This window comes from Aeromicrobium sp., assembly GCF_032084975.1.
Taxonomy (GTDB): Bacteria; Actinomycetota; Actinomycetes; order Propionibacteriales; family Nocardioidaceae; genus Aeromicrobium.
Map to the genome: position 1 here is coordinate 12,643 of NZ_DAMDLR010000009.1, position 26,480 is coordinate 39,122.

Below are 26,480 nucleotides of genomic sequence, written 5' to 3' on the forward strand. Positions count from 1 at the left end.
GTCACGCGACGAAGTCGTCCCAGTTGTCGGCCAGGTAGTCGATGAACGCGCCACCGAGGTGCTCCTGCTCGAGGCGCTGACGCGGGAAGGGCTGTGCCTCGCTGACGAAGTCGGTCGACTGCGCCAGGCGCGGGAAGTCGTGGTGGATGATCGCGCCCGTGCCGACCGTGACGAAGTCGGCGCCGCGCTCGAGGCACCAGGCGGCGTCCTGCGTCGACAGGATCTTGCCGGCGACGCCCAGGCGGGTGCCGTGGCGGGGCAGGTCCATGAACCGGTCGATCAGCAGGCCGTCGACCGTGGTGTCGCGCGGGGCCTTGGCAACGTCCCACATCGAGATGTCGAGGTGGTCGACGTCCCCGGAGGACAGCAGGCTCCCGACCAGGGCCGTGGCGTCGTCCATCGAGATCCCATAGCCCTCGGGCGAGAGGCGGACGCCCACCTGGAAGTCCGGTCCCGTGGCCTCGCGGATGCGGCTGAGCACCTCGCGCAGGGCGCGGCTGCGGTTCTCGGGTGAGCCACCGAACTCGTCGGTGCGGTGGTTCTTGCGGGCATCGAGGAACTGGCACAGGACGTAGCCGTGGGCGCCGTGCACCTGGATGCCGTCGAAGCCGGTTCGCTGGGCGCGCACGGCCGCATGGACGAAGTCGTCGATCACGCGGCGGACGTCGCTCGTGGACAGCTGCTCGACACCTCGGTCGGCGTCGGCCCAGGGCGCCAGGACGGGGAGTCCCGTCACCGACCCGTCGGCCCGCATGCCGCCGTGGTGCAGCTGGACGCTGGAGACGGCACCGGCCTCGCGGATGCCGTCGGCCAGTCGCGCGAGACCGTCCTCGTGCCGCGCTTCGCTGATGCCGAGCTGGCCGGCCCAGGCCTGCCCCTCCGGCGAGACGTAGGCCGCTGCCGTCATGACCAGCCCGAAGCCCCCGCGGGCACGGGCGACCAGCCACTCGTGCTCGTCGCGGGACAGCGTTCCGTCGGGATGGCTCTGCTTGTTCGTCAGCGGAGCCAGCGTCCAGCGGTTCGGCCACGCGGAGCCGTGGGGCAGGTCGAGGGGAGTGGTCAACGAGGCGGGTGAGGTCGGCACCCGGTCACTCTACGAGCGGCCCCCAGCGTCCGTCCGACCTGACCTTCGCCATGATGGGCGCATGACCGACATCTGGCTGCCCGAGGGCGACTTCCTGACCGATCGCCACCTCGCGACCCTCTCCACGCTGGGGCCGGGTGGCCGGATCCATGTCGTCGCGGTCGGCTTCACGGTCTTCGAGGGGATCGTGCGGATCACGACGATGGACGGCAGCCAGAAGGTCCGCAACGTCGAGCGGGACCCGCGGGCGACCGTGGCCCAGGTCGCGGGACCCCAGTGGGTGAGCATCGCCGGCACCGCCGAGATCCTGCGCGACCGTGAGTCGATCACGCTGGCCGAGAACCTGTACGCCGAGCGCTATCGCCAGCCGAAGGAGAACCCGCGCCGGGTCGTCATCGCGATCACGCCCGAGAAGGTCATGTGCTCGCCGGGCCTGCGCGGCGAGGCCCCGGCCCACGACTGACGCCGGCCCGGTACCGCCGGCCCGGCCGCTCTCCTCCGCCCCGGCCCCTCGCCCTCCCCCAACTTTTGGAACGGGATTCCGCCCGAGTGGCCGTTCCCCGCGTAATCCTGTTCCAAAAGTGGGAGGGGAGCGGGGCCGACGGCGCACGCGACCGCGCCAGCCGCCCGGGTCGGCGCGCCGCGTACGGTTCCGTCCGTGGACATCCTGCTGCTGGGCACCGGCTCGGCCGACGGCTGGCCGTCGCCGTTCTGCCGCTGCGACTCGTGCGCGACGATGCGCGAGCGCTGCGAGATGCGAACGCCCACCAGCGTGCTGGTCGACGGCCGGCTCTGGATCGACCCCGGGCCCGAAGCCGCCCGCCAGGCGCTGCGTGCCGGCGTCGATCTGGTCGACGTCGACACGGTGCTCATCTCGCACGCGCACTCCGACCACCTCGATCCGGCGTTCCTGCTGCACCGCAGCTGGGTCAGCGACGGGCCTCTGACGGTGTACGGGCCGGCTCCCGCGATCGCCCTGTGCCGCGACTGGCTCGCACCGGACCAAAATGCCGTGCGGCTCGTGGAGGTGACGGCTGGCGACTCGCTCGCGGTGGGGGAGTATCGGATCACGGTCGTCCCGGCGGCGCACGAAGCGCTCGGTGAGGCCGTCCTGTACCGGCTCGACTCGGATCGGAGCCTGCTCCATGGTTGCGACACCGGTCCGTGGGCGGCAGGGGCGCTCGACGCGATCGGCTCGGAGCGGCTCGACGTGGTGCTGCTGGAGCAGACGTTCGGCGATCGGCTCGACCTGGCGGGGGAGCGGCACCTCGGGCTCGCGACCTTCGAGCAGTCGGTCGCGGCGCTACGCGCGGCAGGAGTGGTGGACGACGCGACGCGGGTGGTGGCCGTTCACCTCAGCCACCACAACTCACCGGACGTCGAGCAGCAGTTGGCCGCCCTGGGCGCCGAGGTCGGCCGCGACGGCCAGCGCCTCCGCGCTCGCGACGTGTAGCGGAACCACCGGGATCGGCCGCTTCCTCGAAGGTCGCAGGTGAAAAGAGGAAAGCCCCCGCCGAAGCGGGGGCTTTCCGTGGAGTCTTCGCAGTTGCGAATGAACTCAGATCGCGCGGATCTTGGCGGCCTGCAGGCCCTTCTGGCCCTGCGTCACCTCGAACTCGACCTTCTGGTTGTCCTCGAGCGAACGGTAGCCGTTGCCCTGGATCTCGCTGAAGTGAGCGAACAGGTCCTCGCCGCCGTCGTCGGGCGCGATGAAGCCGAAGCCCTTTTCAGAGTTGAACCACTTCACAGTTCCGGTAGCCATAATTTTCTCCTTGGGAGTCATGCGCACTCGTGAATCGTGTGCGTCTAGGTGTCACGCTTCACATCAACCAAAGAGAAAACCGATAAGCCCGAGGGCTCGACCATCAATCTGCTGAGTTCATGCATGCAACGTGTTCCACCCTACCGGGCCCCGCCCAGGAACGCCACTCTCAGTGACCGGGTCGGAGCCGGACCTTGCGGCTCTGGCCCTCCTCGTCGAGCTCGACGACCGAGGTGCGGGACTTGAGGAAGTCCGTGAACGACTTGAATCCCAGCTCTTTCTCGTTGAACGACGAGTCCATGCGCTTCATCTGGGTCTTCACGGTGCCGGAGTGGACCCACTCGTCGTCCGTGTCCTTCTCACCGAGCAGGCGCAGGGCGCGCAGCAGCAGGCGCGTTGCCTGGCGGGCGAGGGCGCGCTCGTCGTCCTCCTCCTGCTCCTGGGCCGAGAAGATCGGCTGGAGGACGACCTCCTGCGGCTTTGCGGTGTCGGCCGGGGTCTCGGCCTCCGCCTCGGGAGCGGACTCGGGAGCGGCCTCGGCCTTGGGGGCGGCCTTCTTGGTGGACCGGCGGCGCGAGGACTTCGGCGCGGGGGAGGCCTCCTCGACGTCGTCCTCATCGCCCTTCTGGGCCAGGCCGGGAAGGTTGTCGTACGTCAGCAGCTCGTCGCACGCTGCGGCGAGGGAACGGCTGGTGGCGCCGGCGACGCCGACCGCCACGACGTAACGGCCCATGCGCTTGAGGCGCTGCGCCAAGGGGATGTAGTCCGAGTCACCCGCGGCCAGGACGACCGTGCCGACCTGCGGCATGCGGCCCATGTCCTCGAGCGCGTCGACGGCGAGCCGGATGTCGGCGCCGTTCTTGGACCCGGACGCCGGGAAGAGCTGCACGAGGTCGATCGCGCGGTCGACGAGCTGCTTCTTGTAACGGACGTTGAAGGGCATCGACCAGTCGGCGTAGGCACGGGTCAGCGCGAGCCGGCCGAACGAGGACGCGTAGTCGAGGATCGCGTGGACGTCGATCTCGGCCTGCTGGAGCTTGGCCTCGTCGAAGCCGGCGTCGCGCGCCTTCCAGAAGGCCTGCTTGCCGTGCACCTGGTCGTAGCGCGAGATGACGATGTTGTCGAAGTCCAGGTAGACGGCGACGGCGGAGTCGCTCGGGTTGGTCATGGGGTCCAGTCTGCCGGTTGGGGGTGACGGAGCCCGGCGGAGGGAGCTGCGGCGTGGCCCCAAGCTATGGCCGGCACGGGGTTTGCCGACGCCGGGACGCGGCGGGCGTACATGGTTAGGCTCTGCGCGTGTCTCGTCGTCGGGTGTTGGCTCTCACCACGCTCGTCCTGTCACTGCTCAGTCTGTGGGCCCTCGCTGTGGGCTCGAGCATCCCGGCGCCGATCGTCGATCTCGAGGCGAGTGCGTCCCTCAGCGACGAGTCGTTGTACGACGTCGTGATCGAGCGGGTCAAGACCGGCGAGTCCTATTATCGAGCGGCTGCCGACGCTCAGGCGGACGCTGGGTATCCGACTTCGCCACCTCCGACGATTCGCCTTCCGACCACAACGTGGTTGGTCGCGCTCCTCGGGGACTGGGCTCCGTGGGTGTTGCGCGGCCTCATCATCATGACCGCCCTCGTTGCGATGGTGAGGTTCGAGCGTCTCGCCCCCACGAGGGCGGAGTGGTTGGTCAGCACTCTCGCTCTGGCAGCCGGAATCGGCGTCTTCGCGCATCCGCGAGCGGTGGTGCTTTCTGAGGCCTGGGTGGCGTGCCTACTGGCGCTGAGTCTCCTCCTTCACCGTCCCGGGAGATATCGCCTCTCGGTCGCGCTGGGGTTCGTCGCGGTTTGCTTCAGGGAACTCGCCGTCCCTTATCTCGTCGTCATGGCTTTCCTTGCCTGGCGACGTGATCGTCGGGAATCGTGGGCGTGGGCTGTAGCCCTGCTGGTGTTCAGTGTGTTCTACGCGATCCATTGGGTTCTTGGCTCGCGCGCTGCCGCTGGTCAAACCTCCGTGAAGTCACCGTCCTGGTTGGAGTTCGGGGGCTGGCCCTATGTCGTGGACACGTTCGGCTTCAGTTCCGTACTGCGACCTCTCCCTTATGAGGTCTGGGTCGCTGCGCTGGCTCTCGCGCTGCTCGGATGGGCGGGGATGGCTGGTCATTACCGTGATCGGGTTCTGGTGCTCGCCGTCGGGTTCATGGCGATCTTCCTCTTCGTGGGGCGGCCGGACACCGCTTACTGGGGACGCCTGTACTTCGCATGGGTGATTCCGGGCTTGGCCTTCGCTCCACGTGCTGTGAAGGATCTCGTCATGCGCAGGGACGAGTAGCCCCGAGGCAACCGGACCCGGCCGCGGGACGATCCGGACGATTTCGATCCGTGCCGGCACAGGGTGCGCTACCTTCGCACCATTCACGAGCTTGGGGGACGAAGAAGGTGGACGACATGGTGGGTGCCGGGGCGCGACAGTCCGTCTGTCGGCATGTGACCCGCAGCGAACGAGGAGCGGCCGCGACCGAGTATGCACTGATGATCTCCGGCATCGCACTCGTGGTGCTCTTCGGTGCCCAGGTCTTCGGTGGCCTGCTGGAGACCGAGTGGACATCCCTTCTCAGTCGGCTCGGGGTCTGACAGAGTCCGCGAGCGTGACGAGCGCGCGGGGCGCGAATGCGAGACCGGCAAGGACCAATGGCGCGTAGAGCAGCCCCCAGTAGGCAGTGTTCGTGCGACCGATCACCATGAACGCGACCATGAACCCAGAGGCTCCAACCGCCATCGCGGTCGTCGTGGGCGACCTCCGTAGCACCAGCCCGAGCGCTGCCATCGGCACGAGCACGGCAGCGACCCAGTAGGGGAGCAGGTTCAGCAGGGTGATGCGTCGTACGTAGTCCACGACGAGCGGCCAACCCCCGAACCGGACCCATCCTTCAGACTCACGAACGGAGTCTGCTTGGGAGAGGGCGACGGCTTCCTGGACCAGTCCTTCGTGGACGAGGAAGTATCCGCCGACGAACGCCATCGCGAAACCGAGCCAGGCCAACGCGGCCCGACGGTGTCCGCCGACCCAGAGCATGATCACGGTCGGGCCGATGAAGATCAGTGCCATCTCGCGGAACAGGACAGCGGCAACGACGAGCCCCAGCGTGACCCACGGGTGTCGGCGGGGACCGACCAGTGCAGCGAGCAGCAGCAGAAGTGACGCCCATGACTCGGAGAACAACGTCCCTCCGGGCGCCAGCGGAACGGCGATGGCACCTACAAGCAGCAGCATCGCCCCGGCCCACTCCGCTCGTGATCGCGCTGCGTGCTCGAATCGCACCAGTGCGCACCAGGCGGCGACCACTCCGAGGGCAAGCATGAGGAGTTGAGCGCCGCGCTCTCCCATGACGGTGTTCACGAGAGTCGTGGTGGGTAGTCGGACTGTCACTGAGGGGTCCACGGGATATCCCTGGGCTAGCTGCTCGGCGACCGCGGCCCGATAGTACGGCTCGCCACCCTCGACGCGTGCGGCGATGGATTGGTACAGCCGCAGATCGGTCGTCTGTGGATCGCCCTGATCGCTCTGGTTCGTGACGCGTGAACCGATCACCAGGGCCCACAGGATGAGGATCGCGACCACGACGAGAAGCGAACGCGCCGCCAGTGGCGGGATCGGCTCTCGACTGGGACGCACGAGAGCAGTGTTGCTCATGATGCCCATTTGAACTCTAGTGAAGTTTCTCAATAGTCAGAAGGGACCATTGATTGGGAAGCGACACTAGTGATTCAGGAGGATTTTCGTGCTGGAGTGACGCAATGGATCTCAATCGGCTCCTGCTGAGCGGGTACGCAGTTAGCGTTTGGCTCGGACTTCGCAGTGTGCGAGTTCGCCCGCTAGACAACAAGGAGACCAACCATGCTGCACCTCTACACCTACCTCACGTCCATGCTGGTGGAGCGCCAGGAGAAGGGCGCGACCGCCACGGAGTACGCCCTCATCGTCGCCGGCATCGCTCTCGTCGTCCTCGTCGCCGTGAAGGCGTTCGGCACCTCGCTCTCGACGTGGTTCAGCACCCTCGGTGGCAGCCTCACTTCCTGATCCAACTGAGGCCGTCCCGTGTCGCCGCGCGCGACCGGGGCGGCCTGCTGGGTCCGAAGGTCCGAACATCCACAACTGAGGGGGAGAGCGTTGATGAAGCGAAGCACCAATCGCGACGAGCGCGGCGCCGCCGCGGTCGAGTTCGCGCTGATCGCCCCTCTTCTCGTGGCGCTCATCATGGGCATCGTGGAGTTCGGGGTCGCCATCAACTTCAAGTCCCAGTTGAACAACGCAACCTCCGTCGCCGCCCGTGACTACGGGATCTACCGGGACAAGGCGCAGGCGGAGGCCATCATCAATGCCGTGGCCACCACGTCAGGCACGTCGGCCAGGGCGATCAGCTATGTCGTCGAAGGTGGCGTCAACGAGTGCAACGAGGCCAATGTCGGCAAGCCGGTCGTGCTCACCGTCAAACTCAAGCGCACGACGATCACCAAGATCCTGGGGGCCGCGCCCCTGCCGTATGAGGCGAAGGCGGTTGCGAGATGCAACTGAGACCACGTATCCGTCGCATGCGGAACAACGAGCGGGGCGCGACTGCTGCGCTGGTCGTCGTGATCATGGTGGCGCTGCTGGGGATGGCAGCCGTCTCCGTCGATTTCGCCGTCGGTGTGCAGAATCGCCAGAAGGTCCAGGACGCGGCCGACGCGGCGGCGCTCGCCGTGGGGAGTGCCTGTGCAGTCGGGCCCTCTTCGCAATGCACGGGAGCCTACGCCAGGGATTACGCAACGAAGAACGCTCCCGGTTCGGTGGTGGACGTCTCGCCCGCGACCCCGGCCACCGGCGCGGGAACCGTCACCGTCAGGGTCACGAGCGACACCCGCAGTGGCTTCGCCAAGGCTGCCTTCGGAAAGGACAAGCTGACCGCCTCAGCCAGCGCGACGGCTTCGTGGAATGGCACCGTGACTTCGAGTCTGCCGGCCTATCCGCTGGCGATGGAGTACTGCCAGTGGAAAGCGGTCGGGAGTCTGGGCGGCCAGGCCGACTACAAGTTCGGAAACATCCCCAACGAGACGACCTGGAGTCCCAGCCCGACCTGTCTGGACCCCGAGGACGGCAAGAAGCTCCTCGTCAAAGCCGCGCCAGGCCGTGCCGTTGTCATGACCGGGAACGCATGGTGGCCGACGTGGGACCCGAGCCAGTGCAAGGTGCCGAAGCGGATCGGCGTCTGGGAGAATCTCGGCGACAACATGATCGGTGCGATCTTCTCCACGAACGCCGCGTGCAAATCCTTGTTCGCGACCCTCAGGCCGAATCAAACGATTCTCGTCCCGTTGTACGCGAACCGGCTCCGATGCCTCACGTCGCTCTGCTTCACGCACGTCACCGATCACATCAAGATCATCGGGTTCGTCCCCTTCCGCATCGCTTCGGGCAAGCCGTTCTTCTACGCCACCGGATTCGGCGGTTACACCTCGGCCACGTGCGACCTGTCGGTCGTTTCGAGTGTGCTCGGTTTCCTGAACTTCGGGTGCAACCGGATCTCGGGTTCCTTCATCAAGACGACCCAGGTCTTCCCCGACGCCACCTACGGCACCGTGACCGGCCACGATCCAGTCAAGGCCGCCCTGTCGCTCAAACTCACGAAGTGAGTTCCTGAACATTCGCATCAGTACTGCAGAGAGAGAACACATCTCATGAACGGACGAGTCATCGCGGCTGTCGCAGCGGCCCTTCTCGCCATCCTCGGACTCGGCGCGTCGGCCCTCTACGTCTCGGGAGCCAATGCGCGTGCGTTCGACGGGGCGACCCTGTCGAAGGTCTTCGTCGTGCAGAAGGACATCCCGGCCGATGCGGACGGAGCCGCAATCGCGGACAGCGTCGCCGTCGTCGAGATTCCGCAGAAGTCCGTTGCTGTCGGCGCCATCACCGACCTCGCTGAGATCGAAGGACTGCGTACCACCGTTCCGTTGGTGACCGGCGAGCAACTTCTCAAGACTCGCTTCGATGCTGCCGGGTCCGCAGGTTCCACCAGCGGCGCGGGTGTGCCGAAGGGCATGCAGGAGGTGAGCCTTCTCCTGGAGCCCGCCAATGCAGGCGGTTCGACCGTCAAGGCAGGGACGCGTGTGGGCGTGATCGTCACGACCGCCCCTGACAGCGAGAGCAAGCAGGCACTCAGCAAGATGTTCCTGCAGAACATCTTGGTCACAGGCGTCTCGGACGTGTCAGAAGGCGCAGCTGGCGGCATCGTGACCTTGGCTGTCACCGGACCGCAGGCCACGCAGATCGCCGCAGCAGCCCAAGCCGGAGTGATCCGGTTGACCGCGCAGAACCCTGATACCGACAAAAACGCCGGCGGCTCCGTAGCGGCTGGCGAACTGGTCAAATGAGCACCATCGTCGTGATCGCCGAGAGCAGCCCCTTCACGGGGCGGCTTCGGCAACTCACGCAGCAGAAGGTGGTGGGTCTTCGCCCCACGTTCACCGAGCATGTGCTGAACTCGATGCTCAGCACGCTTCGTGAGATCGACCTCGTGGTGATCAGCGAGGAAGTCGATGAGGAGCAGGTCTACGAACTGGCTGACATCGTGCTGCACCACGCACCGCACGTGCCGATCGTGCTGGTGCGCGATCACGCTGACGCGTTGACTCAGGAATGGCGCGCGGCGGGTATCCGCGAAGTGCTCGACTCGGCCGGCACCGACATCGATGTCGAGCGGCTCCTCTCCCGGTTCATTGGCGGGAGCGTGGGCGGTGACGCCGCCGTGCCGGCATCGGTGCCTCGACCGGCAGTACCGGAGCCTCCGTCCAGCAAGTCCGCGACGAGCCAGCTTGCTGCGGAGCGACTTGGCATCGATCGCTCAGGATCCAAGCAGCCGGCGAGCGGTCAGCCGAGGGTGATGGTCGTCCTGTCACCAAAGGGCGGCGTGGGGAAGACCACCATCGCCACGAACCTTGCGGTCGCCTTGGGTCAGAAGGCACCGATGCAGACCGTGGTCGTCGACTACGACGCTCAGTTTGGTGATGTCGCCAGCATGCTGAACGTCAGTGCCGCTCACACGATCGAGGAGGCCTTCACCGAGCGAGGTGTCCACCCGAACCTCGTCCTCAAGGGGTTGCTCGTGACCTTCGAGGACAACCTGCTCGTGATGTCCGGCTCGGACTCGCCCGCGGCGATGGAGAAGGTCGACTCGCCTCAAGCGACGCAACTCATTCGTCAACTCTCCGAGGAGTACCCGTATGTGGTGGTTGACACCGGCTCGGGGCTCACGGACGAGTCACTCGCCGCACTCGAGGTGGCCACAGACATCATCTTCGTGACGACGATGGACGTCTCCGCAGTCAAGGCGTTGCGTCGTTCCATCGACCTGCTCGATCGCCTGAACCTCCTTCCGCGTCATCGCTACCTCCTGGTGAACATGGCCGACACCGGAACCGGCCTGACGGCCGAGGACATCGGAGCCGCGATGCGCATGGAGGTGGACGCGGTGATTCCCCGCTCGACCGACGTCGTGCTCTCGGTCAACGTGGGCAAGCCGCTGGCGGCCGGTCGTGGTTCTTCGCCGTTCCTTGACGCGATCGATCTGCTCGTCTCCAAGGTCGCGGGCTCCGCGCCGCGCAGCAAGGGCGGCCTGTTCCGGAGGGGTTCGTCATGAGTCTCACGGACCGTATCCAGGCAGTCGAGAAGGCGCGAGCCGAGGCGTACAAATCGCCGGGCGGTCCTGTCGCGCGCTCGGCCGTCGTCGACGAACTCAAGGGACAGGCCGTCAAGACCTTGTTCCAGCGACTCGGGACACGGATCAACGATGCGTCATTGACCGAGGAGCAGCTGCGCGGATTCGTGCAGAGCGAACTCGAGGAGATCCTCGCGCAGGACTACGTCCAGCTGGGTGCGACCGAGCGCCGGGCCTTGATGCGCGAGATCGAAGCTGACGCGCTGGGCCTCGGACCCATACAGCAACTTCTCGATGACGAGTCGGTCACCGAGATCATGGTGAATCACCCGGACCAGATCTTCATCGAGCAGGACGGTCGCCTCACCCTGGCGAACGTCTCCTTTCCGTCCGAGGAGCAGCTTCGCCGGGTGATCGAGCGCATCGTCGGCAAAGTCGGACGACGCATCGATGAGTCATCCCCGTTGGTCGACGCGCGCTTGGCCGACGGGTCGCGAGTGAACGCCATCATCCCCCCGTTGGCGGTTCGGGGATCGTCGCTCACGATTCGAAAGTTCTCCAAGCGGTCATTCACGGTCGACGACCTGATCAGGTTTGGTTCCGTCACACCTGAACTGGGCGAAGTTCTTGAGCTGTGCGTTCGGGGGCGTCTCAACATTCTCGTCTCGGGCGGTACCGGTACCGGTAAGACGACGCTGCTGAACGTGCTGTCGTCGTTCATTCCCGAAGGTGAGCGCATCGTCACGATCGAGGACGCGATCGAGCTCAAGCTCCAGCAGTCTCACGTGGTGCAGTTGGAGAGCCGGCCCCCGAACGTGGAAGGACGCGGCGAGGTCACGATCCGCGATCTGGTCAAGAACTCCCTGCGCATGCGACCGGACCGCGTCGTCATCGGCGAGTGCCGCGGTGGCGAGGCGCTCGACATGTTGCAGGCCATGAACACCGGTCACGATGGCTCCATCTCGACGCTGCACGCCAACTCGCCGCGCGACTGCGTGGCTCGCTTGGAGACGCTGGTCCTCATGGCCGGCATGGACCTGCCGTTGCGCGCCATCCGTGAGCAGATCGGCTCCGCGGTGGACATGATCGTTCAGATCAGTCGCATGCGCGACGGTTCCCGCCGCATCACGTACGTCACGGAACTGACGGGAATCGAGAATGACGAACCCGTGCTGAATGACCTCTACCGGTTCGACTTCGCAGCCGGATACAGCGAGGACGGCCGACCCCTGGGCCAGGTCGAGAAGGTCGGCGACGGCGAGCACCTGACCCGTGTGCTCGAGGAGCGCGGCGTGAAAGTCCCGCCGCATCTGTTGACCAAGAACACGGAGGGTTTGTCGTGACCATCTTTGGGCTCGCGATCGTGCTGCTGACCTGCTCTGTCGTGGCGCTGACCTACGCGCTTCTACAACCGGATCTGGCCGCCCTGCGTTCGGAACAGATGCGTCTGCAGACCGACGCGGAGGCGATGAAGACGCCGCGGCAGACCCCTGTTTTCGATGCCATCGACAAGGTCCTGCGCACAATGGGTTGGAAACCGTTCGACGAGGACGAGTTGGCACAAGCGGGGATCAAGGCCGGCGTCAACGCGGTGGTCGCATGGACTCTGCTCATGGCGATCGGCGCCTTCGTGGTCGGTCAAGTCCTGCTGCAGAGCATCCCGCTCGCTCTGCTGCTGGCGGTCGTCTCGCCGTTCGTCATGAAGATCTACGTGAGCTTCATGACCAACCGGCGACGCGAGAAGTTCGAGAACCAGATGGCCGAGACCATGACCCTGTTCAGCTCGGCGCTCAAGTCGGGCATGAACGTGCCCACGGCACTGGCCAACGTCGCGCAGGAGATGGAAGCGCCCATGGGCGAGGAGCTCGCGAGAATCGTCAATGAGACCCGGCTCGGACGTGACCTCATCGAGGGCATGCTGGAGACCGCGCAGCGGATGGACAGCAAGGACTTCGGCTGGGTCAGTGAGGCGGTCGCCATCCAGCGAGAGTCCGGCGGCCGGTTGAGCGAGATCCTCGACCGCGTCACCGAGACGATCGCGGAGCGGAACGAGCTGCGTCAGAAGATCCAGGCGCTCGCGGCCGAGGGCAAGATGTCGGGCTACGTCCTGATGGCCTTGCCGATCGCCGTGGGCGCCGGTTACAGCGTCATGAATCCGGCGTACATGGAACCCCTCTACACGACCGTCACCGGGAAGCTGATCCTTGCCGCGTCGGCTGTGCTCTATGTCCTGGGTTACTTCTGGATGAGCAAGGTGACGAAGGTGAAGCTCTGATGTTCGTTATTGCGGCGTTGTGCGTGATGGGGGCCCTCGTAGCTCTGTTCTTCGCGCTGGGAATCCTCGGCGACAAGGAGTCCGAGGCCGCGACCCGACTGCGTGAGATCACCAGCCCGATCGAGCAGGTCAAGGACGCGACGACCCTTCGGGAGAAGGAGAAGGAGTCCTTCGCGCGCCGGTTCACTCCCAAGTCCTTCATCGACCGTGCGGAGCGCAACTACATGCTGGCTGGCCGACCCGAGGGCTGGAACGTCGCCAAGATTCTGTCGATGAAAGTCATCTTGGCTGCCGTCGGCCTGGCCCTGGGGCTGATGTACAAGTCCAGTGACGACGGCATCCTCGGCCTGGTCATCCTGCTGGGGGCGCCCGCCGTCGGGTACTTCGCGCCGGACATCTTGATCAGTGGCAAGGCGAAGCGACGCCAAGAGGAGATCCAGGAGGGCCTGCCCGACCTCCTGGACCAGATGGTGATCTCGATCGAGTCGGGTTCCAGCTTCGAGAACGCCCTGACCCGGTCCGGCCAGAAGGGCGAAGGCCCCCTCGCGGAGGAGATCGTTCGCACGGTGCAGGACATGGCTCTGGGAGTCTCGCGCCGAGATGCCTACGACGCACTGGTCGAGCGCACCGATGTGGATGACCTCCGCAAGTTCGTACGTTCGGTCGTCCAGGGCGAGGAGTTCGGCGTGCCGGTCTCGGACATCGTCCGTGACCAAGCGGCCGAGATGCGTGTCACCCGCAGGATGCGCGCCGAGGGCAAGGCCAACCAGGTCCCCGTGAAGATGCTGTTCCCGCTGATGGGAACCATCCTCCCCGTTCTGTTCTTGATCGTCATCAGCCCCGCGGTCCTGGCCGCCATGGAGGGCTTCAAAGGCATGTGACCGGCCGCGGACATCGCCGTGGCCGTCGAAGGGATGAGGGACTTCTTCATGCGCAGATTCTTGATCACCACCGTGCCGGTGGCGCTGATGGTGGGCATGCTGTCGACCGGGGGAATGGCGTCGGCAGACGTCGGGGACGTCGACGTCGACGGCGACCTGTCCTCAGCGCTCGACCTGCCTTCTGGGGTTTCTCTGGACACCAGCAGCACGGCCGGCGGCATGCTCGGCGTGGCGACGCGGGCTTTCAACGATTTCCCCCGAGCGGGTGCGGGTTCGTATGCGGTCATGTCGACCGGTCGGGCGACAGATCTGTTCAACCTCGACCTGCCCGGACGTCAGCCGAGCGCCAACTTCGGCGGCTCGCCCGACAAGGCTTCTCTGTCGCTGACAGTGCCTTCAGGGGCACGGACTGAGTCGGGCGAGACAGCTCGCTGCCTCCTGGTCGATGTCTCGATGGGCACGGAGGAGCGGGTTCACTACGCGACCGAGAACGTTCCGGGTGACAATCTCTCTGTCCTGCTGAACGGCTCATCGCGTGAGTATGCAATGCACGTCGGGCCACGATGGTTCGCCCAAGAGACGGCGGCGATGGCTCCGGTGCGGTATTCGGTCAATGCCATCAAGTACTGGCACGGGATCGACCAAGAGTTCGAGCGACAGCCCGATGACGCCTCATCGCCACTGCTGCCGGAGATCACGCCGTTCGATCAGTTCACGTCGGTCGACACGCTCGAGGTTCCGCTCACGGCCAATGGCGATGCGATCGACGATGTCATCACGATGTCGGTCCAGGACGTGAACAACAACTCCTTGGACACGGTCATGCTGATGGACCGAGTCCGGCTGACGCCGCACTGTTCGAACGAGCAGGGTGCGGAGACGGGGCTGTTCGCGTCTCGGAACTTCGAGATCGCCGGCCACCGTGGCGTCAACAACACCCTCACGATCGACCTCATCCCCGAGACGGACGTGATCGAACGCTACGACTCGGCCGACAACGGTTGGTTTCCGGCGGGCGGCGTCGACCTCAGGTTCCGGTGGTACCGATCGATGGGTTCGTGCACCACGAGTGAGATGAGGCAGTGGGAGCCGATCCACGATGCGGACCGCCAGTCGTTCACGCCGAAGATCGCGGAGAAGGGCAAGTGCATCCTGGCGCTCGTCACCGGCCTCAAGGACGGCTATCGGTCAGAGACCTTCCCCAGCCCCGGAGCGACCGAGTGGAGGGCGACCCTGCCGATCCAGGACGGCGTCTTCACGAGCGTCGAAGCGCCGTCCGTCTCCAACGAGGACGGTGGCGACGCCGTTCGGGTCAACGATGTCCTGGCGGCCAACCACGGCGTCTTCACCCCACGTCCCGACAGCTACAAGTACGAGTGGCTGGCGGACGGGTCGGCGATCTCGGGTGAATCAGGGCGAACCTACAAGGTGACCCCGAGCCAGGCGGGCAAGAGGATCCGGGTGCGCGTCACGGCGTCGCGGTTGAACTTCGTCAACCTCCCCGCGCTGAGCGGCGAGACGAACCCGGTCGACCTGTTGAACCTGGAATCGACCCCGGTGCCCACGATCTCCGGTTCCGGCCGCGCCCTGGACGAGCTGTCTGTCGTGCCCGGCGCCTGGCAACCGGACCCGGTCGCGCTGAGCTATCAGTGGTTCGTCGACGGCGCGGTGATTGCCGGCGCCACGTCCTCGACCTACAGGACCACCGCCGCTCAGGTCGGGAAGGCGATCAGTGTGCACGTGACCGGGCGCAAGGCCGGCTACGTGCCAGTGACACGACAGAGCGCGCCGATCAGCATCACCGATCGGGCCTTCATCACGGCGCCGACTCCCCAGATCCAAGGAACCGGGCTCGCCGGCGACTCGTTGACCGTCGTTCCGGGAACGTGGGATCCGACCGTGACTCCGAAGTACGAATGGTTCGCCGACAACGTGGCGATCTCGGGGGCCGGCGGATCGAGTTATCGTCCCACCGAAGCACAGCAGGGCCAGCAGATCCACGTGGTCGCCACTGGCTCGTTGCCCGGCTACACGACGACCTCGCGACAGAGTCTGCCGATCACGGTCAGCCTCCGCGAGCTCGTGGGTCCGAAGCCGGAGATCATCGGTGATCCCTACGTCGGCACGCAGGTCAGAGTCGACGCCGGGACGTGGAACCCCAGCCACGCCACGCTGAAGTTCCGTTGGCTGGAGGACGGCACACCCATCAAGGGCGCCACGGACCGGTACTTCATGCTGACGCAGGCCCAAGCGGGCAAGCACGTGACGGTCGAGGTGACGGCGACGCTGACGAACTACGAGAAGGTGATCGTCGAGAGCTTTCCGATCGTCCCGCAGATCCGCGTGTTCATGACGCAGGCGCCGAGGATCTCGGGAACGCCCAAGGTGGGAAGCGCCCTGACAGCCCAACCGCGTGACTGGTTGCCGACCCCCGTCTCGACGAGGTATGAGTGGTTCCTGGGGAATCAGTCGCTCGGCACAGGCAGCTACCTGATGGTTCCCCCGTCCGCTGCTGGCAAGCGCCTTCGCCTCGTGATGACGGGCACCCGTCAGCACTACGCGACGGCGACGGCGACGGCGACGTCGGGCGTGGTGGCACGAGCGGCCCTGACCTCCTCTACCCCGACGATCGGTGGGACCGCGAGGCCCGGCAAGGTGCTGCGCATCAACCGTGGTTTCTGGGGGCCGAGCCCCGTCACGTACCGCTACCAGTGGTACCTCGGCAAGAAGGCCATTCCTCGAGCGACGAAGTCGTCGTACAAGGTGCCCAAGAAGTACCGCAACAAGAAGATCCGCGTGCGCGTCACGGGCTCCAAGCTCGGGTTCACGACGGTCTCTCGCTACTCGACCTACGTGAAGATCGCCAAGAAGTAGGTGCGGGAACGCCTGGAGGGCCCGGTTGGAATCACCAGCCGGGCCCTCAGTTCTGCCTGCACTCGTCCTTCAGTCCTTCGCCAGGGAGCGGTCCCACGACACGACGTGCGCCACGGAGCCGGACGGTCGCTGGACCAGATTCGTGGCAGCGGTCGAGTACACGATGGTCCGGCCGTCTGCCGAGATCGCCGGTTCGAGCGAGAGCTGGTCGCCAGCTTCCCCGCGAGGTGTCTCCGAGAGCCGACGAACGCGGCCGGTGGTCGGGTTCCATTCAAAGACGTCGGCCCGGCTCGAGTCCGAAGTGAGAGCCGCGAACACGACGGCCGACCCGTCGTCCGACGCCCGAGGGAGGATCGCCATCGTGTACGGCTGAGGCAGGGACGCCGTCGAGGTCGTTCCGTGGAGGCCGGACCAGAGCCGGACCGACGCGGTCTCCGAACTGGATGCGAGCTCATTGAAGACGAGTCTGTCGCCGGAGTCAGACACCGTCGACGGCAGGGCGATCTGCTCGTCCGTCGCACCGGTGGCGACCACGGAACGGGTGTCCCTGGCTCGGTTCCAGATCGTCATGCTCCACGGGGCCTGGGTCGCGTCCTCCCCGACCGCCGCGCGCACGGTCGTCATCGCGATGCTCGTGCCGTTCGGTGACAACGCATAGAGCAACGGATGTTCGCCCGTGCTCGAGACCGGACTCGACCGGCCGGTACCCCGATCCCACAGTCGGACCGTCGAGCTCTCGTCGTTGTTCATCGTCGAGTAGAGCACCAAGCTCCCGTCGGCGGAGATCTCCGGGATGTTCGCGGCGCTGCCCGTGTCACCCGGAAGCACGGTGGTCGTGCCTGCAGCCCGATCCCAGACGGTGACGAACGAGCTCTCGAGCGACCCCATGACGAAGGCTCTCTGCAGGTATGCCACGTGGCGACCGTCGCGCGAGATGACGGGGTAATACGACCGCACCATTGGCTCCAGGGACCCCGTGCTCGGTGCGGGCGTGACCGAGCCGGTGACCCGGTCGCGGACGTACACCCTTGCGTCGGTCGTCCGGGGGCGCTCGGGGTCGAGGTCGGACGACTCCGAGACGTAGGCGACATATCGGCCGTCGCCTGAGACCGAAGGCTCCCGTCCTCCGCGTTCCGCTGCGTCGCCTGATGCGGTGACCGACTCCAGTCGATGTGCACCCGGATCGAACGGAGGCTCGGTCGGATCATCGGTGGGCTCGGTCGTCGGTTCCTCGGTGGGCTCCGATGTGGGCTCTGGGTCCGGGACGTCCAGACACTTCGGCGGCAGGTGGCCAGTCCAGTGCTTGAAGGTCTTCTTGAACAGTCGTGTTGTTCCCGAGAGTGTCGCGGGTCCGAACCAGGCTCTCGCCTCCAGGTCGGCTTCACCGGACGACGAGAGGGCCAGCTCCAGGCACGGTGCTTCAGCGGTTCCGATCGGATCAGCGGTCAGTTCGATGGGATAGAACGCGCCTCGGAGGCCGGCGATCAGACCAGCGTCGGGCAGCGCGGTACCTGGGCCCAGCAGGATGTCGCCGCCTGCCTTGATCGAGCCCGCGAAGCCGGAAGGTGCGTCGCTCGAGGTCATCGAGGCGTAGGGAGCGGCCGAGTGCCGAATCCTGCCGCCGTCCAGTTCGGCCGAGGCCCGGACGCCGAGGTTGGCGCTGAACTCGACGCTGGTGCGCTCAGTGGCGGACAGGCCCAGTTTCGCGTGGATGCTCGCCGTGAGGCCCATCGGGATGGGCCCGGCGGCGAAGGCGCGGTTGATGTCATGAAACGTCACTCGGCAGTCCATCTCCACTGCCGACATGTCGAGCTTCCAGTCGAGCGCAAGACTCACGTCCGTGGCCACCTTGGCACCGGGCACGCCCGGGAACGACGCGCCTGTGAAGGAGTAGCTCGCGGATCCGGAAAGGCGCGCGGTGGGCGCGGACAAGGTGAGCCCGGCCGCAGGGCCGCAGGACTTGTCGGCCAAGCCGGTCAGTTCGGGAAGGAGGTTTCGAACTGAGGGCCTACGGTACAGAGGTTCGGGCGTGAGCGAGGCGATGCGCAACCTCTCCGTCGAGTTCAGCTTCACCGAGAAGGCCAGATGGGTGAATGCCTCCGGGTAGCCGATCGGCTCGAGAGTCACGCTCGTGCCGGTCGTCGCAATCGAGACGACACGGCCGAGGTAACCGCCAGGCAGGCGCGATGTCGACGGCACCACCCACGCCTGCCCCACGACCGGCTGGACTCCGCGGGGGACCGTGGAGGAGACGCGTGTGCCGTGCGGTCGGATCGTGACCGGGGCAGACGCGGGCACGAGCACGGTGTCGGGCGCGGCGACGAAGGTGGGCCGGCCCGACGACTGAGGTGCTCGCGGCGACGCGGTCACGGAGACTGGGCCGACCCAGCGCTTCTTGACCCGTGTGAAGACGCTGAACGTGTAGGTCGTGCCCTGCTTCATGCCGGTGGCGGTCGCGGTGTGACCCTTGACGCGCACGGCTCGACCGGCGCGTACGGAGCGGGCGGCTGCGGGACCCGTCGTCGCACGGACTCGAACGGTGGAGTTTCGCGGCGATCTCCACGCGATGCTGATCGACGAAGTGCTCAGACTGCGCACGCGTAGGGCTGTTGCTGTCGAGACGCGTCGGTAGACCACCCTGACCAAAGTCACGCGGTTCTTCTTGACTCGAACGCGTTGGACACGCTTCACCGGAAGGTAGACCCGGTTGTTGCGAACGATCTGCCGGGGCGTGACGACGTAACGACCGCTCTTGAGATTCAGCGTGCGCTTGACGCGACGCCCGCCGGGGGCCTTGGTGACTGTGCGCTTCGCGGCGCCCGTGATCGAGACGGTCGCCGGCACCCCGCGGGGTGTGTCGATCACAAGGACCAGACGGCCAGGGCGAGGTGCGGCTTCCGCCGGCGACGCCGTCAGGACCGAAAGTGTCGTGAGGACTGCGATGGACCATGCGATGAGCAGGCGTGAACGCGGCATGGGTTTCCCTCCCGAGAGATCCAGCTATGTCCTGCGCATTCCACCAGAGATTCGCGCACCGGGGAGGAAAACGATGCGTTCACCGGTCTCTCAGGCCCAGAGGGTCTCGCCGAACTTGAACCAGATCACGGCGACGACGGCGATGATCCACAGCGCCGAGATCAGGACGGTCCAGTTCTTGAGGAACCGGCTGCCGGTGAAGCGTGCGGTCACCACGACGAACAGCGGGATCATCATGGCCCACACGACCATGCACCACGGGCACAGCTTGCCGATCTCGAAGATGGCCTCGTACTGCAGCCAGGTGACGAAGCCGATGCCGAGCAGGACGCCCACCTGGAGGCCGGCCCACATCCAACGGGGGAGCGAGATACCCGTGGCCAGCACGACCCCGAGCGTCACGAGTGCGCTGAACGCGACGACCCCGATGAACGTGTTGGGGAAGCCGAACGCCTCGGACTGGTCGGACGACACCACGCTGCTGCAGCTGACGAACGCCGAGAGGTCGCATCCCAGCTCCTTGGCGGTGCCCTCGGCCTCGGCGCGCAGCAGGTCGATCTTGTCGTACGTCAGTGTCAGCGAGGCCCACAGCGAGACCAGCCCGGTGACGACCATGAACAGGCCCACGCCACGATCGGACTGGGGCGCGTCCTCGATGGGCGCAGAGGGCGTATCCGAAGCGACAGCGGTCATGGACAGATCCTAGAAGGTCAAGGGGTCGACGGATCGAGTCAAGCAAAGACGTCCCAATGCAGTGACATGGACCACAAGGACTGTTAATGTGACATCGCCAATGTCACATAGGAGTGTGAAGATGACCGATCACGTCGACGTCCTCATCGTCGGTGCCGGGCTGTCCGGCATCGGTGCGGCGTACCGCTTGCAGGAGCGCGCCTCCCAGAAGAGCTACGCGATCCTCGAACAGCGCGACAGCATCGGTGGCACGTGGGACCTGTTCCGGTACCCGGGCGTGCGGTCCGACTCCGACATGTACACCCTCGCGTTCCCGTTCGAGCCGTGGACCAACCCCGCGTCGATCGCGGACGGTCACCACATCCGCCAGTACCTCGTCGACACGGCGACCAAGCACGGAATCGCCGACCGGATCCGCTTCGGCCGTCGCGTCAGCACCGCCGACTGGTCCAGTGAGGACGCCACCTGGACGGTCTCGTCCACGCTGGCCGACGGTTCGACCGAGACCGTCACCGCCTCCTTCCTCTACCTGTGCAGCGGCTACTACAGCTACGACGAGGGCTACACGCCCGACTTCCCCGGACTCGACTCGTTCGAGGGCCAGCTCGTGCACCCGCAGTTCTGGCCGGAGGACCTCGACCACGCCGGCAAGAACGTCGTCGTGATCGGCTCGGGCGCCACCGCGATCACCCTGCTGCCGTCGATGGCCCGCGACGCCGCGAAGGTCACGATGCTGCAGCGCACCCCCACGTACGTCCTGAGCCAGCCCGGCAAGGACCACGTGGCGAACCTCGCCCGCAAGGTCCTGCCCACGCAGCTGGTGCACGACGTGTCCCGCCTCGGCCACGCGGTCATGACCGTCGGCTTCTACCTGTTCTGCCGGGCGTTCCCGCGACTGGCGCGGTCGATCCTGCTGGGCCTCACGAACAAGTCCATGCCCGGCATCGACCGCCAGGACCTCACCCCGCCGTACAAGCCCTGGGACCAGCGACTGTGTGTCGTGCCGGACGGTGACCTCTACAAGTCCGTGCGCTCGGGACGCTCCGCGATCGTCACCGACCGGATCGCCGAGTTCACGCCGAAGGGCATCGCACTGGCGTCCGGCGAGCACCTCGACGCCGACATCGTGGTCACCGCGACGGGCCTGAAGCTCGTTGCGCTGGGCCAGATCGACATGAGCGTCGACGGCACCAAGGTCGACCCGCACGAGCTCTACACCTACAAGGGCCTGATGTTCACCGGTCTGCCCAACCTCGCGTGGTGTGTCGGCTACACAAACGCCTCGTGGACGCTGCGCGCCGACCTGACGTGGAAGTACGTCGCCGACTATCTCAACCACCTCGATGCGCAGGACTACGCGTACGGCATGCCCGATCCGCGGGCGGACTTCGGCGAGGACGCCCGCATCCTCGACCTCGAGTCCGGCTACATCGCCCGCGCGGACGAGCTGCTGCCGCGCTCCGGTGGACGCCAGCCCTGGAAGGTCCGCCAGAACTGGTTCCTGGACAGCTGGGACGCCAAGCACACCGACCTCGACGAGGACATGATCTGGGTCCGCACCGCGGATCTTCCGGTCGCGAAGCCCGACGTCGCCTGAGTCCCATCACCCGGCGGGCGCCCTCGGGGGAGTGCGCGCCCGCCGGGCGATGCTCGTGTCACCCGTGACTCCTGAGGTTTCGAGGGCATGATGGGTCGATGGACGTCATCGTCATCGGCGGGGGCATCTCCGGACTCGCCCTCGCGTACGAACTGGCCGCCGACCGTGAGGTGCTGCTGCTCGAGGCCGAGAAGTCGCTCGGTCTGCACACAACCGGCCGGTCCGCGGCGACGTGGATCGGCAGTTACGGGCCCCCGGTGGTCCGCGAGCTCACCACCGCCAGTCGCGATTACCTGATCGAGCCCCCGTTCGACGTCGACGGACCTGTGGCGTCACCGATGGCGTGCCTGTGGGTGGGCGTGAACGGCCGTGACCACGAGGTCCACCGGCTGGTCGAGGAGACCCACTCCCAGCTGATCGACGGCGCCGAGGCCGAGAGACTCTGTCCCGTGCTGAGGCCGGGCGAGGTCTCCGTCGCTGCGTGGGACGAGACCGCTCTGGACCTCGATGTCATGGGCCTGCACCACGCCTACACGCGCGCGTTCCGGGCTCGCGGCGGCTCCGTCGTGACCTCCGCGAGGGTCGTTTCCGCCCTGCGCAAGGCGGGCGAGTGGGTCGTCACCACCGGGTCGGGAGACTCCCACCGCGCGGACGTGGTCGTCAACGCTGCGGGTGCCTGGGGCGACGTCGTCGGATCGCTGTTCGGGGCCGAACGGCTGAGGCTCGAGCCGCGCCGCCGCACGATCTTCCAGTCGCCGACCAACGCGTCGCTGGAGGGCGTGCCGTTCACCGCCGGCATCGACGACGGCTTCTACTTCAAGGCCGAGGGTGCCTCGGTGCTGTGCTCGCCCCAGGACGCCTCGTTGCACGAGCCCGGCGACCCGAAGCCCGACCAGCTCGAGATCGCTCGCGCCATCGAGGCCGTCAACGCGGTCACGACCTTGGGCCTGCGCAGCGTCAGCACCGCTTGGGCCGGCCTGCGCACGTTCGCCCCCGACGGCAACCCGGTCGCCCGTTGGGACTCCAAGGCCGACGGCTACTTCTGGTACGTGGGACAGGCCGGCTACGGCATCCAGATGGCCCCGGCCCTGTCCCACCTGGCCGCTGCCCGGATCCGGGGCTGATCCGCCTCCGGCGGACGAGATGTGTAGGTTTGCGTACCTTTTCGGGCTCTGAAACGCGCGGAAACCTACACATCTCGCGCAGAGGACCTGTGGATGGGGAACCCGGCGTCCACAGGGGCCCGTGGCCGGCGTCTCCTCGCCGTCGGCGCGGGTCACCGTGAGCGGGTGCTGCCTGTTCCCGACCACTTGCGCGCCCGCCCATTCTCCCTGCGCGAGGCGGAGTCGCACGGACTCACGAGGCGCGCGCTGGGCGGATCGCGGTTCGTGCGAGTCTTCCGAGGCGTCTATGCATTGGCGACACTTCAGTTCGGCCTGCGCGAGTGGCTGACGGCGGCACTCCTGGTCGGTCCCACTGACGCGGTCGTCAGCCACCGGAGTGCGCTCGCGTGGTTCGGCCTGCACCTCAGTGGCGGCGACGACGGACGGATCCACCTCTCGACGCGCGCGAACGCGGTGTGCCTGGTGGAGCGGGTCTGCGTGCACCGGCGATTGCATCCCATCGCCTCGATAAATGTCCGCGGAGTGCAAGCGACGTCGCCGGAGCGCACGTTCGTGGACTGCGCCACGCAGTTCACCCTCGTCCAGTTGGTGGCGACGGCGGACTGGCTCATCGGCAAGAACCTGACCACGCTCGAGAAGCTGCTCGCCTACTGTCACGACCGGCATCTCGACGGCGTCGTCGCGGCACGACGCGCTCTGACGTTCGTCGGCGCCGAGAGCCGTTCGCCGATGGAGTCGCTGGTGCGGATGCTGTTCCGCCTGGGAGGACTCCCCACCCCGTTGTGCAACGTCGACGTCCACGACGATCTCGGGATCCACCTGGCGTGCTCGGATTTCGCATGGCCCGCGTTCAAGGTGGCCGTCGAGTACGACGGGCGCTGGCATGAGGACCGTCGCCAGCGCGTGCGCGACCGGGACCGACGCGAGTACCTCGAGTCGCAGGGTTGGACCGTCATCGTGCTGGTGGACCGCGACCTGCGGGTGCCGCTCGACATCCTCCGGCGCGTCCACCGGCGTCTGGTGCACAACGGCTACGAAGGGCCCGCTCCCTGGCTCACGTTCGACGACGCTGCGATGTTCGCCCACGGCGCGTTCTGAGGGTCCGCCGTCCCAGATGTGGAGGGAACCGTACGTTCTGGCGCCTCAGAACGTACGCAGATCTACACATCTCGCCCGCCGGCGGCGGGACCAGCGACGGGAGGCTGGCACCGCGGGCACCAGTAGACGCGACGCTCCTGGGTGGGGACGCGGCCGAGGGACGTCTCGCGGATCGTCGTGCCGCAGCGTTGGCAGGGACGGTTGGTGCGGCCGAAGACCCAGTGCAGCTGGCCCGCGCGGATCGAGCCGGTGAACGAGCGCTCGATGCGGTCGCGGTTGGCGTGGATCAGCTTGACGCCGCGGTCGACGACGGGGCCGAGGTCGGCGTCGCGGACGGGGGTGCGGGGGTCGAGACGAGCGAGGAAGAGCAGCTCGTTGACGTACTCGTTGCCGAAGCCGGCCAGCTTGCGCTGGTCGTGCAGCGCGACGAACACGGACAGGTCGGGCTCGGTCGCCAGGTTGGCCATGGCGAGATCGCGATCGAACTCGGGATCGAGGACGTCAGGGCCGAGGTGCCCGACCGCCGAGTCCTCGTCCGCGAGCGGCAGCACCTCGATGACGCCCAGGCTGAAGCCGACCGCCACCCACTCGTCGGTGCGCAGGATGGCCCGGATGGTGTGGGCGGGCCGCCTGAACTTTCCGCGCTGCATCGTCTCGGGCTTGTACAGGTGCCACGAGCCCTCCATCTTGAGGTGGGAGTGCACCGAGTGCTGGTCCGTGCGGACGAGCATGTGCTTGCCGCGGCTGACGACCTCGCGGACCGTCTCGCCGGCCAGCTCGACGGTGGCGAACCTCGGGACCCGGAACTCGGTCGAGGTCAGGACCCGGCCGGCCAGCGCCTCGTGAAGGTGGTGCGCCGCCCGCCAGACGGTGTCGCCCTCAGGCATCGAGTCGCAGTCCCTTCAGGTGCGCTTCGAAGCCGGCGTCGGACAGCGCCCGGCCCAGGGCGGTGGAGCTGATCGGCTCGCCGTCGGCGGTCTGGACGGTGAGCCGGCCGAGGCGGCCTCGCCGGACGGTCGACACGAGTGACTCGGCCGCGGCCGCCAGCGCGCGCGGTTCGTCGGCGAACGTCAGCGCGGACTTGCCGCCGCGTTCGAGGTACAGCACGGCGTGGCCGTCGTGCACGACGACGAGCGACCCGGCCTTGCGCGCGGGACGGTGTCCGTCGGACTCGCGCGCGGGCCACGGGAGCGCCGCGCCGAACGGGTTGGCGGGATCGGTGGCCGCCAGGGTGACGGCCGGCTCGTCGGTGGGCTCGTCGGCGTCGCGGACGAACGAGCGCAGCCGGTCGACGACGCCCTGGCCCGCGAACTGGGCGGCCCCCAGCGAGTCGACGAAGTAGCCGCGCAGGGCGGTGCCGTTCTGCTCCATCTCGCGCAGGACGCGGTACGTGGCAGCGAACCCGCCCGGGGTCTGCTCGGCCATGACGGAGCCACGGGTGACGACGCCGTAGCGGTTCAGGAGGATCTCGGCGCGCGCGACGTGCTCGGCGGTGGTCTCGGCGACGGCACCGACCGAGAACCAGCGACCCGAGACGATGGGCGGGACGACCGGTCGCGGCGACCGCATCCGTCCGGTCATCCGGGCTCGCGGCGCCTGTCGACGGGTGCGGTGCGCACCGCCGCCCGAGACGAGACTGCGCACCGGCGCGAACGTGTCGTTGCTGACGTGTCCGGTCCACACGAGGTCCCACAGTGCCTCGACGAGACCCTCGCGGTCGTCGGCGCCGACCCGGGACGCCAGGTCGCTGAACAGCCACGCGCCGGAGTCGCTGAGCAGCTCGAGCAGCCGGACCGCGGACTCGGACTCGGTGTGCGGCTCGTCGGTGGGCCAGGCCATGTCGCCGGGCAGGAGCCGGATCCACCCGTCGCGTCCGGGCAGGGTGCCCGCACCGGCCCACGTGACCTCACCGGCGGCGGTCAGCTCGTCGAGCATCGCGGGGGAGTAGTCGGTGACGCGTGCGGGCAGCACGAGCGACTCCCAGGCGCTGGCGGGCAGGGCGGCACCGGCGAGCTGCTCGACCGCGGTCAGGACGCCGTCGGCCCCGCGCAACCGCGAGCCGACGTTCTGCCACGCGGGCAGGAACCGGGCGAACGCCCGGGAGTCGACCGGCTCGACCTGCTTGCGCGCGGCGGCCAGCGACCGGTTGCGAAGACGACGCAGGACCTCGGCGTCGACCCATTCGGTGTCACCGGAGGCGACGGGCAGGAACTCGCCCTTGGTGACGCGACCGGCGTCGGCCAGGCGTTGCAGCGCGTCGCGTACGACCGCGGGGCCGAGCGCGAGTCGCGCCGCCGCCTGCTCGGTCGTGAACGGGCCGTGGGTCCGGGCGAACCGTGCGACGAGGTCGCCCAACGGATCGGTGCCGGGGTCCAGGAACGCCTCGGCGATGCCCAGCGGGATGCGGTCGTTCGCGTCCCAGCCGGCGCCCTTGG

22 protein-coding genes and 1 pseudogene are annotated in these 26,480 nt (G+C 67.1%); 15 read left to right on the forward strand and 8 right to left on the reverse strand.

Features of this window, described 5'->3' with window-relative positions; all coding sequences use genetic code 11:
- Position 1: 1 nt before the first annotated feature.
- Positions 2-1,084 carry an NADH:flavin oxidoreductase gene (locus tag RT323_RS03735; protein ID WP_313405120.1) on the reverse strand — a complete coding sequence of 361 codons (1,083 nt, stop codon included), beginning with the start codon at positions 1,082-1,084 and terminating at the stop codon, positions 2-4.
- A 61-nt stretch (positions 1,085-1,145) separates the two neighbouring features.
- Between RT323_RS03735 and RT323_RS03740 the strand changes: the two genes are divergently transcribed.
- Both RT323_RS03740 and RT323_RS03745 read left to right on the forward strand, forming a co-directional pair.
- Positions 1,146-1,547 (forward strand): PPOX class F420-dependent oxidoreductase, encoded by a 402-nt coding sequence (locus RT323_RS03740; protein WP_313405122.1) that lies wholly within the window; start codon positions 1,146-1,148, stop codon positions 1,545-1,547.
- A 195-nt stretch (positions 1,548-1,742) separates the two neighbouring features.
- Positions 1,743-2,537, forward strand: a complete 795-nt coding sequence (locus RT323_RS03745) for an MBL fold metallo-hydrolase (protein WP_313405124.1) — start codon at positions 1,743-1,745, stop codon at positions 2,535-2,537.
- A gap of 105 nt (positions 2,538-2,642) precedes the next feature.
- Here the strand turns inward: RT323_RS03745 and RT323_RS03750 are convergent, their stop codons facing one another.
- Positions 2,643-2,846 (reverse strand): cold-shock protein, encoded by a 204-nt coding sequence (locus tag RT323_RS03750; protein WP_146827219.1) that lies wholly within the window; start codon positions 2,844-2,846, stop codon positions 2,643-2,645.
- A gap of 169 nt (positions 2,847-3,015) precedes the next feature.
- Positions 3,016-4,014: an NYN domain-containing protein gene (locus RT323_RS03755; protein ID WP_313405129.1), complete on the reverse strand. Its 999-nt coding sequence runs from the start codon at positions 4,012-4,014 to the stop codon at positions 3,016-3,018.
- Positions 4,015-4,142: 128 nt separating this feature from the next.
- Between RT323_RS03755 and RT323_RS03760 the strand changes: the two genes are divergently transcribed.
- A complete protein-coding gene (locus tag RT323_RS03760) occupies positions 4,143-5,165 on the forward strand; it encodes a hypothetical protein (RefSeq protein ID WP_313405130.1) in 1,023 nt (340 codons plus the stop codon).
- Between the two features lie 282 nt (positions 5,166-5,447).
- Here the strand turns inward: RT323_RS03760 and RT323_RS03770 are convergent, their stop codons facing one another.
- Entirely contained in the window at positions 5,448-6,527 is a 1,080-nt protein-coding gene (locus RT323_RS03770) for a hypothetical protein (protein WP_313405133.1), read from the reverse strand.
- Between the two features lie 204 nt (positions 6,528-6,731).
- On the opposite strand from RT323_RS03770, the gene RT323_RS03775 reads away from it, so the two are divergent.
- The 9 genes from RT323_RS03775 (at position 6,732) to RT323_RS03815 (ending at position 16,557) form a co-directional block, all read left to right on the forward strand.
- Positions 6,732-6,914 (forward strand): Flp family type IVb pilin, encoded by a 183-nt coding sequence (locus RT323_RS03775; protein WP_313405135.1) that lies wholly within the window; start codon positions 6,732-6,734, stop codon positions 6,912-6,914.
- A 93-nt stretch (positions 6,915-7,007) separates the two neighbouring features.
- Complete coding sequence (locus RT323_RS03780; protein WP_313405136.1) at positions 7,008-7,409, forward strand: TadE/TadG family type IV pilus assembly protein; 402 nt, start codon at positions 7,008-7,010, stop codon at positions 7,407-7,409.
- A gap of 17 nt (positions 7,410-7,426) precedes the next feature.
- Positions 7,427-8,506, forward strand: coding sequence for a pilus assembly protein TadG-related protein (locus RT323_RS03785; protein WP_313405138.1), 1,080 nt, complete (start codon positions 7,427-7,429; stop codon positions 8,504-8,506).
- Between the two features lie 45 nt (positions 8,507-8,551).
- Positions 8,552-9,244 carry an RcpC/CpaB family pilus assembly protein gene (locus tag RT323_RS03790; protein WP_313405140.1) on the forward strand — a complete coding sequence of 231 codons (693 nt, stop codon included), beginning with the start codon at positions 8,552-8,554 and terminating at the stop codon, positions 9,242-9,244.
- The gene (locus RT323_RS03795; protein ID WP_313405142.1) at positions 9,241-10,509 is read left to right on the forward strand and encodes a P-loop NTPase; all 1,269 of its coding nucleotides are present in this window, start codon (positions 9,241-9,243) and stop codon (positions 10,507-10,509) included. Before RT323_RS03790 ends, RT323_RS03795 begins: the two co-directional genes overlap by 4 nt.
- Before the next feature lie 158 nt (positions 10,510-10,667).
- Positions 10,668-11,870 (forward strand): CpaF family protein, encoded by a 1,203-nt coding sequence (locus RT323_RS03800; protein WP_313405144.1) that lies wholly within the window; start codon positions 10,668-10,670, stop codon positions 11,868-11,870.
- A gap of 41 nt (positions 11,871-11,911) precedes the next feature.
- Complete coding sequence (locus RT323_RS03805; RefSeq protein ID WP_313405145.1) at positions 11,912-12,802, forward strand: type II secretion system F family protein; 891 nt, start codon at positions 11,912-11,914, stop codon at positions 12,800-12,802.
- Positions 12,802-13,683, forward strand: coding sequence for a type II secretion system F family protein (locus RT323_RS03810; RefSeq protein ID WP_313405146.1), 882 nt, complete (start codon positions 12,802-12,804; stop codon positions 13,681-13,683). The genes RT323_RS03805 and RT323_RS03810 overlap by 1 nt, the downstream gene beginning before the upstream one ends.
- 48 nt (positions 13,684-13,731) lie before the next feature.
- Complete coding sequence (locus RT323_RS03815; RefSeq protein WP_313405147.1) at positions 13,732-16,557, forward strand: hypothetical protein; 2,826 nt, start codon at positions 13,732-13,734, stop codon at positions 16,555-16,557.
- A 69-nt stretch (positions 16,558-16,626) separates the two neighbouring features.
- Here the strand turns inward: RT323_RS03815 and RT323_RS03820 are convergent, their stop codons facing one another.
- On the reverse strand, positions 16,627-19,035 hold the full coding sequence (locus RT323_RS03820; protein WP_313405148.1) for a hypothetical protein: 2,409 nt from the start codon (positions 19,033-19,035) through the stop codon (positions 16,627-16,629).
- 588 nt (positions 19,036-19,623) lie between these two features.
- Positions 19,624-20,226: a vitamin K epoxide reductase family protein gene (locus RT323_RS03825; RefSeq protein ID WP_313405150.1), complete on the reverse strand. Its 603-nt coding sequence runs from the start codon at positions 20,224-20,226 to the stop codon at positions 19,624-19,626.
- Between the two features lie 121 nt (positions 20,227-20,347).
- Between RT323_RS03825 and RT323_RS03830 the strand changes: the two genes are divergently transcribed.
- From RT323_RS03830 to RT323_RS03840, 3 genes are all read left to right on the forward strand, one after another.
- On the forward strand, positions 20,348-21,823 hold the full coding sequence (locus RT323_RS03830) for an NAD(P)/FAD-dependent oxidoreductase (RefSeq protein WP_313405151.1): 1,476 nt from the start codon (positions 20,348-20,350) through the stop codon (positions 21,821-21,823).
- Positions 21,824-21,921: 98 nt separating this feature from the next.
- Positions 21,922-22,947, forward strand: a complete 1,026-nt coding sequence (locus RT323_RS03835) for an FAD-binding oxidoreductase (protein WP_313405153.1) — start codon at positions 21,922-21,924, stop codon at positions 22,945-22,947.
- 291 nt (positions 22,948-23,238) lie between these two features.
- Complete coding sequence (locus RT323_RS03840) at positions 23,239-24,045, forward strand: DUF559 domain-containing protein (protein WP_313405155.1); 807 nt, start codon at positions 23,239-23,241, stop codon at positions 24,043-24,045.
- 62 nt (positions 24,046-24,107) lie between these two features.
- Here RT323_RS03840 and RT323_RS03845 read toward each other — a convergent pair whose 3' ends face one another.
- A complete protein-coding gene (locus tag RT323_RS03845; protein ID WP_313405157.1) occupies positions 24,108-24,932 on the reverse strand; it encodes a DNA-formamidopyrimidine glycosylase family protein in 825 nt (274 codons plus the stop codon).
- Positions 24,925-26,480: pseudogene (locus RT323_RS03850) on the reverse strand (DEAD/DEAH box helicase); the annotation flags it as partial. The pseudogene RT323_RS03850 and the gene RT323_RS03845, both read right to left, overlap by 8 nt.

What these genes read in the sequence shown, in the direction of transcription:
- RT323_RS03795 (WP_313405142.1), top strand. Translation starts at nt 9,241, where the DNA reads ATGAGCACCATCGTCGTGATCGCCGAGAGCAGCCCCTTCACGGGGCGG.
- RT323_RS03845 (WP_313405157.1), bottom strand. Translation starts at nt 24,932, where the DNA reads ATGCCTGAGGGCGACACCGTCTGGCGGGCGGCGCACCACCTTCACGAG.
- RT323_RS03740 (WP_313405122.1), top strand. Translation starts at nt 1,146, where the DNA reads ATGACCGACATCTGGCTGCCCGAGGGCGACTTCCTGACCGATCGCCAC.
- RT323_RS03780 (WP_313405136.1), top strand. Translation starts at nt 7,008, where the DNA reads ATGAAGCGAAGCACCAATCGCGACGAGCGCGGCGCCGCCGCGGTCGAG.
- RT323_RS03750 (WP_146827219.1), bottom strand. Translation starts at nt 2,846, where the DNA reads ATGGCTACCGGAACTGTGAAGTGGTTCAACTCTGAAAAGGGCTTCGGC.
- RT323_RS03830 (WP_313405151.1), top strand. Translation starts at nt 20,348, where the DNA reads ATGACCGATCACGTCGACGTCCTCATCGTCGGTGCCGGGCTGTCCGGC.
- RT323_RS03755 (WP_313405129.1), bottom strand. Translation starts at nt 4,014, where the DNA reads ATGACCAACCCGAGCGACTCCGCCGTCGCCGTCTACCTGGACTTCGAC.
- RT323_RS03790 (WP_313405140.1), top strand. Translation starts at nt 8,552, where the DNA reads ATGAACGGACGAGTCATCGCGGCTGTCGCAGCGGCCCTTCTCGCCATC.
- RT323_RS03770 (WP_313405133.1), bottom strand. Translation starts at nt 6,527, where the DNA reads ATGAGCAACACTGCTCTCGTGCGTCCCAGTCGAGAGCCGATCCCGCCA.
- RT323_RS03835 (WP_313405153.1), top strand. Translation starts at nt 21,922, where the DNA reads ATGGACGTCATCGTCATCGGCGGGGGCATCTCCGGACTCGCCCTCGCG.
- RT323_RS03810 (WP_313405146.1), top strand. Translation starts at nt 12,802, where the DNA reads ATGTTCGTTATTGCGGCGTTGTGCGTGATGGGGGCCCTCGTAGCTCTG.
- RT323_RS03825 (WP_313405150.1), bottom strand. Translation starts at nt 20,226, where the DNA reads ATGACCGCTGTCGCTTCGGATACGCCCTCTGCGCCCATCGAGGACGCG.
- RT323_RS03785 (WP_313405138.1), top strand. Translation starts at nt 7,427, where the DNA reads ATGCGGAACAACGAGCGGGGCGCGACTGCTGCGCTGGTCGTCGTGATC.
- RT323_RS03775 (WP_313405135.1), top strand. Translation starts at nt 6,732, where the DNA reads ATGCTGCACCTCTACACCTACCTCACGTCCATGCTGGTGGAGCGCCAG.
- RT323_RS03815 (WP_313405147.1), top strand. Translation starts at nt 13,732, where the DNA reads ATGCGCAGATTCTTGATCACCACCGTGCCGGTGGCGCTGATGGTGGGC.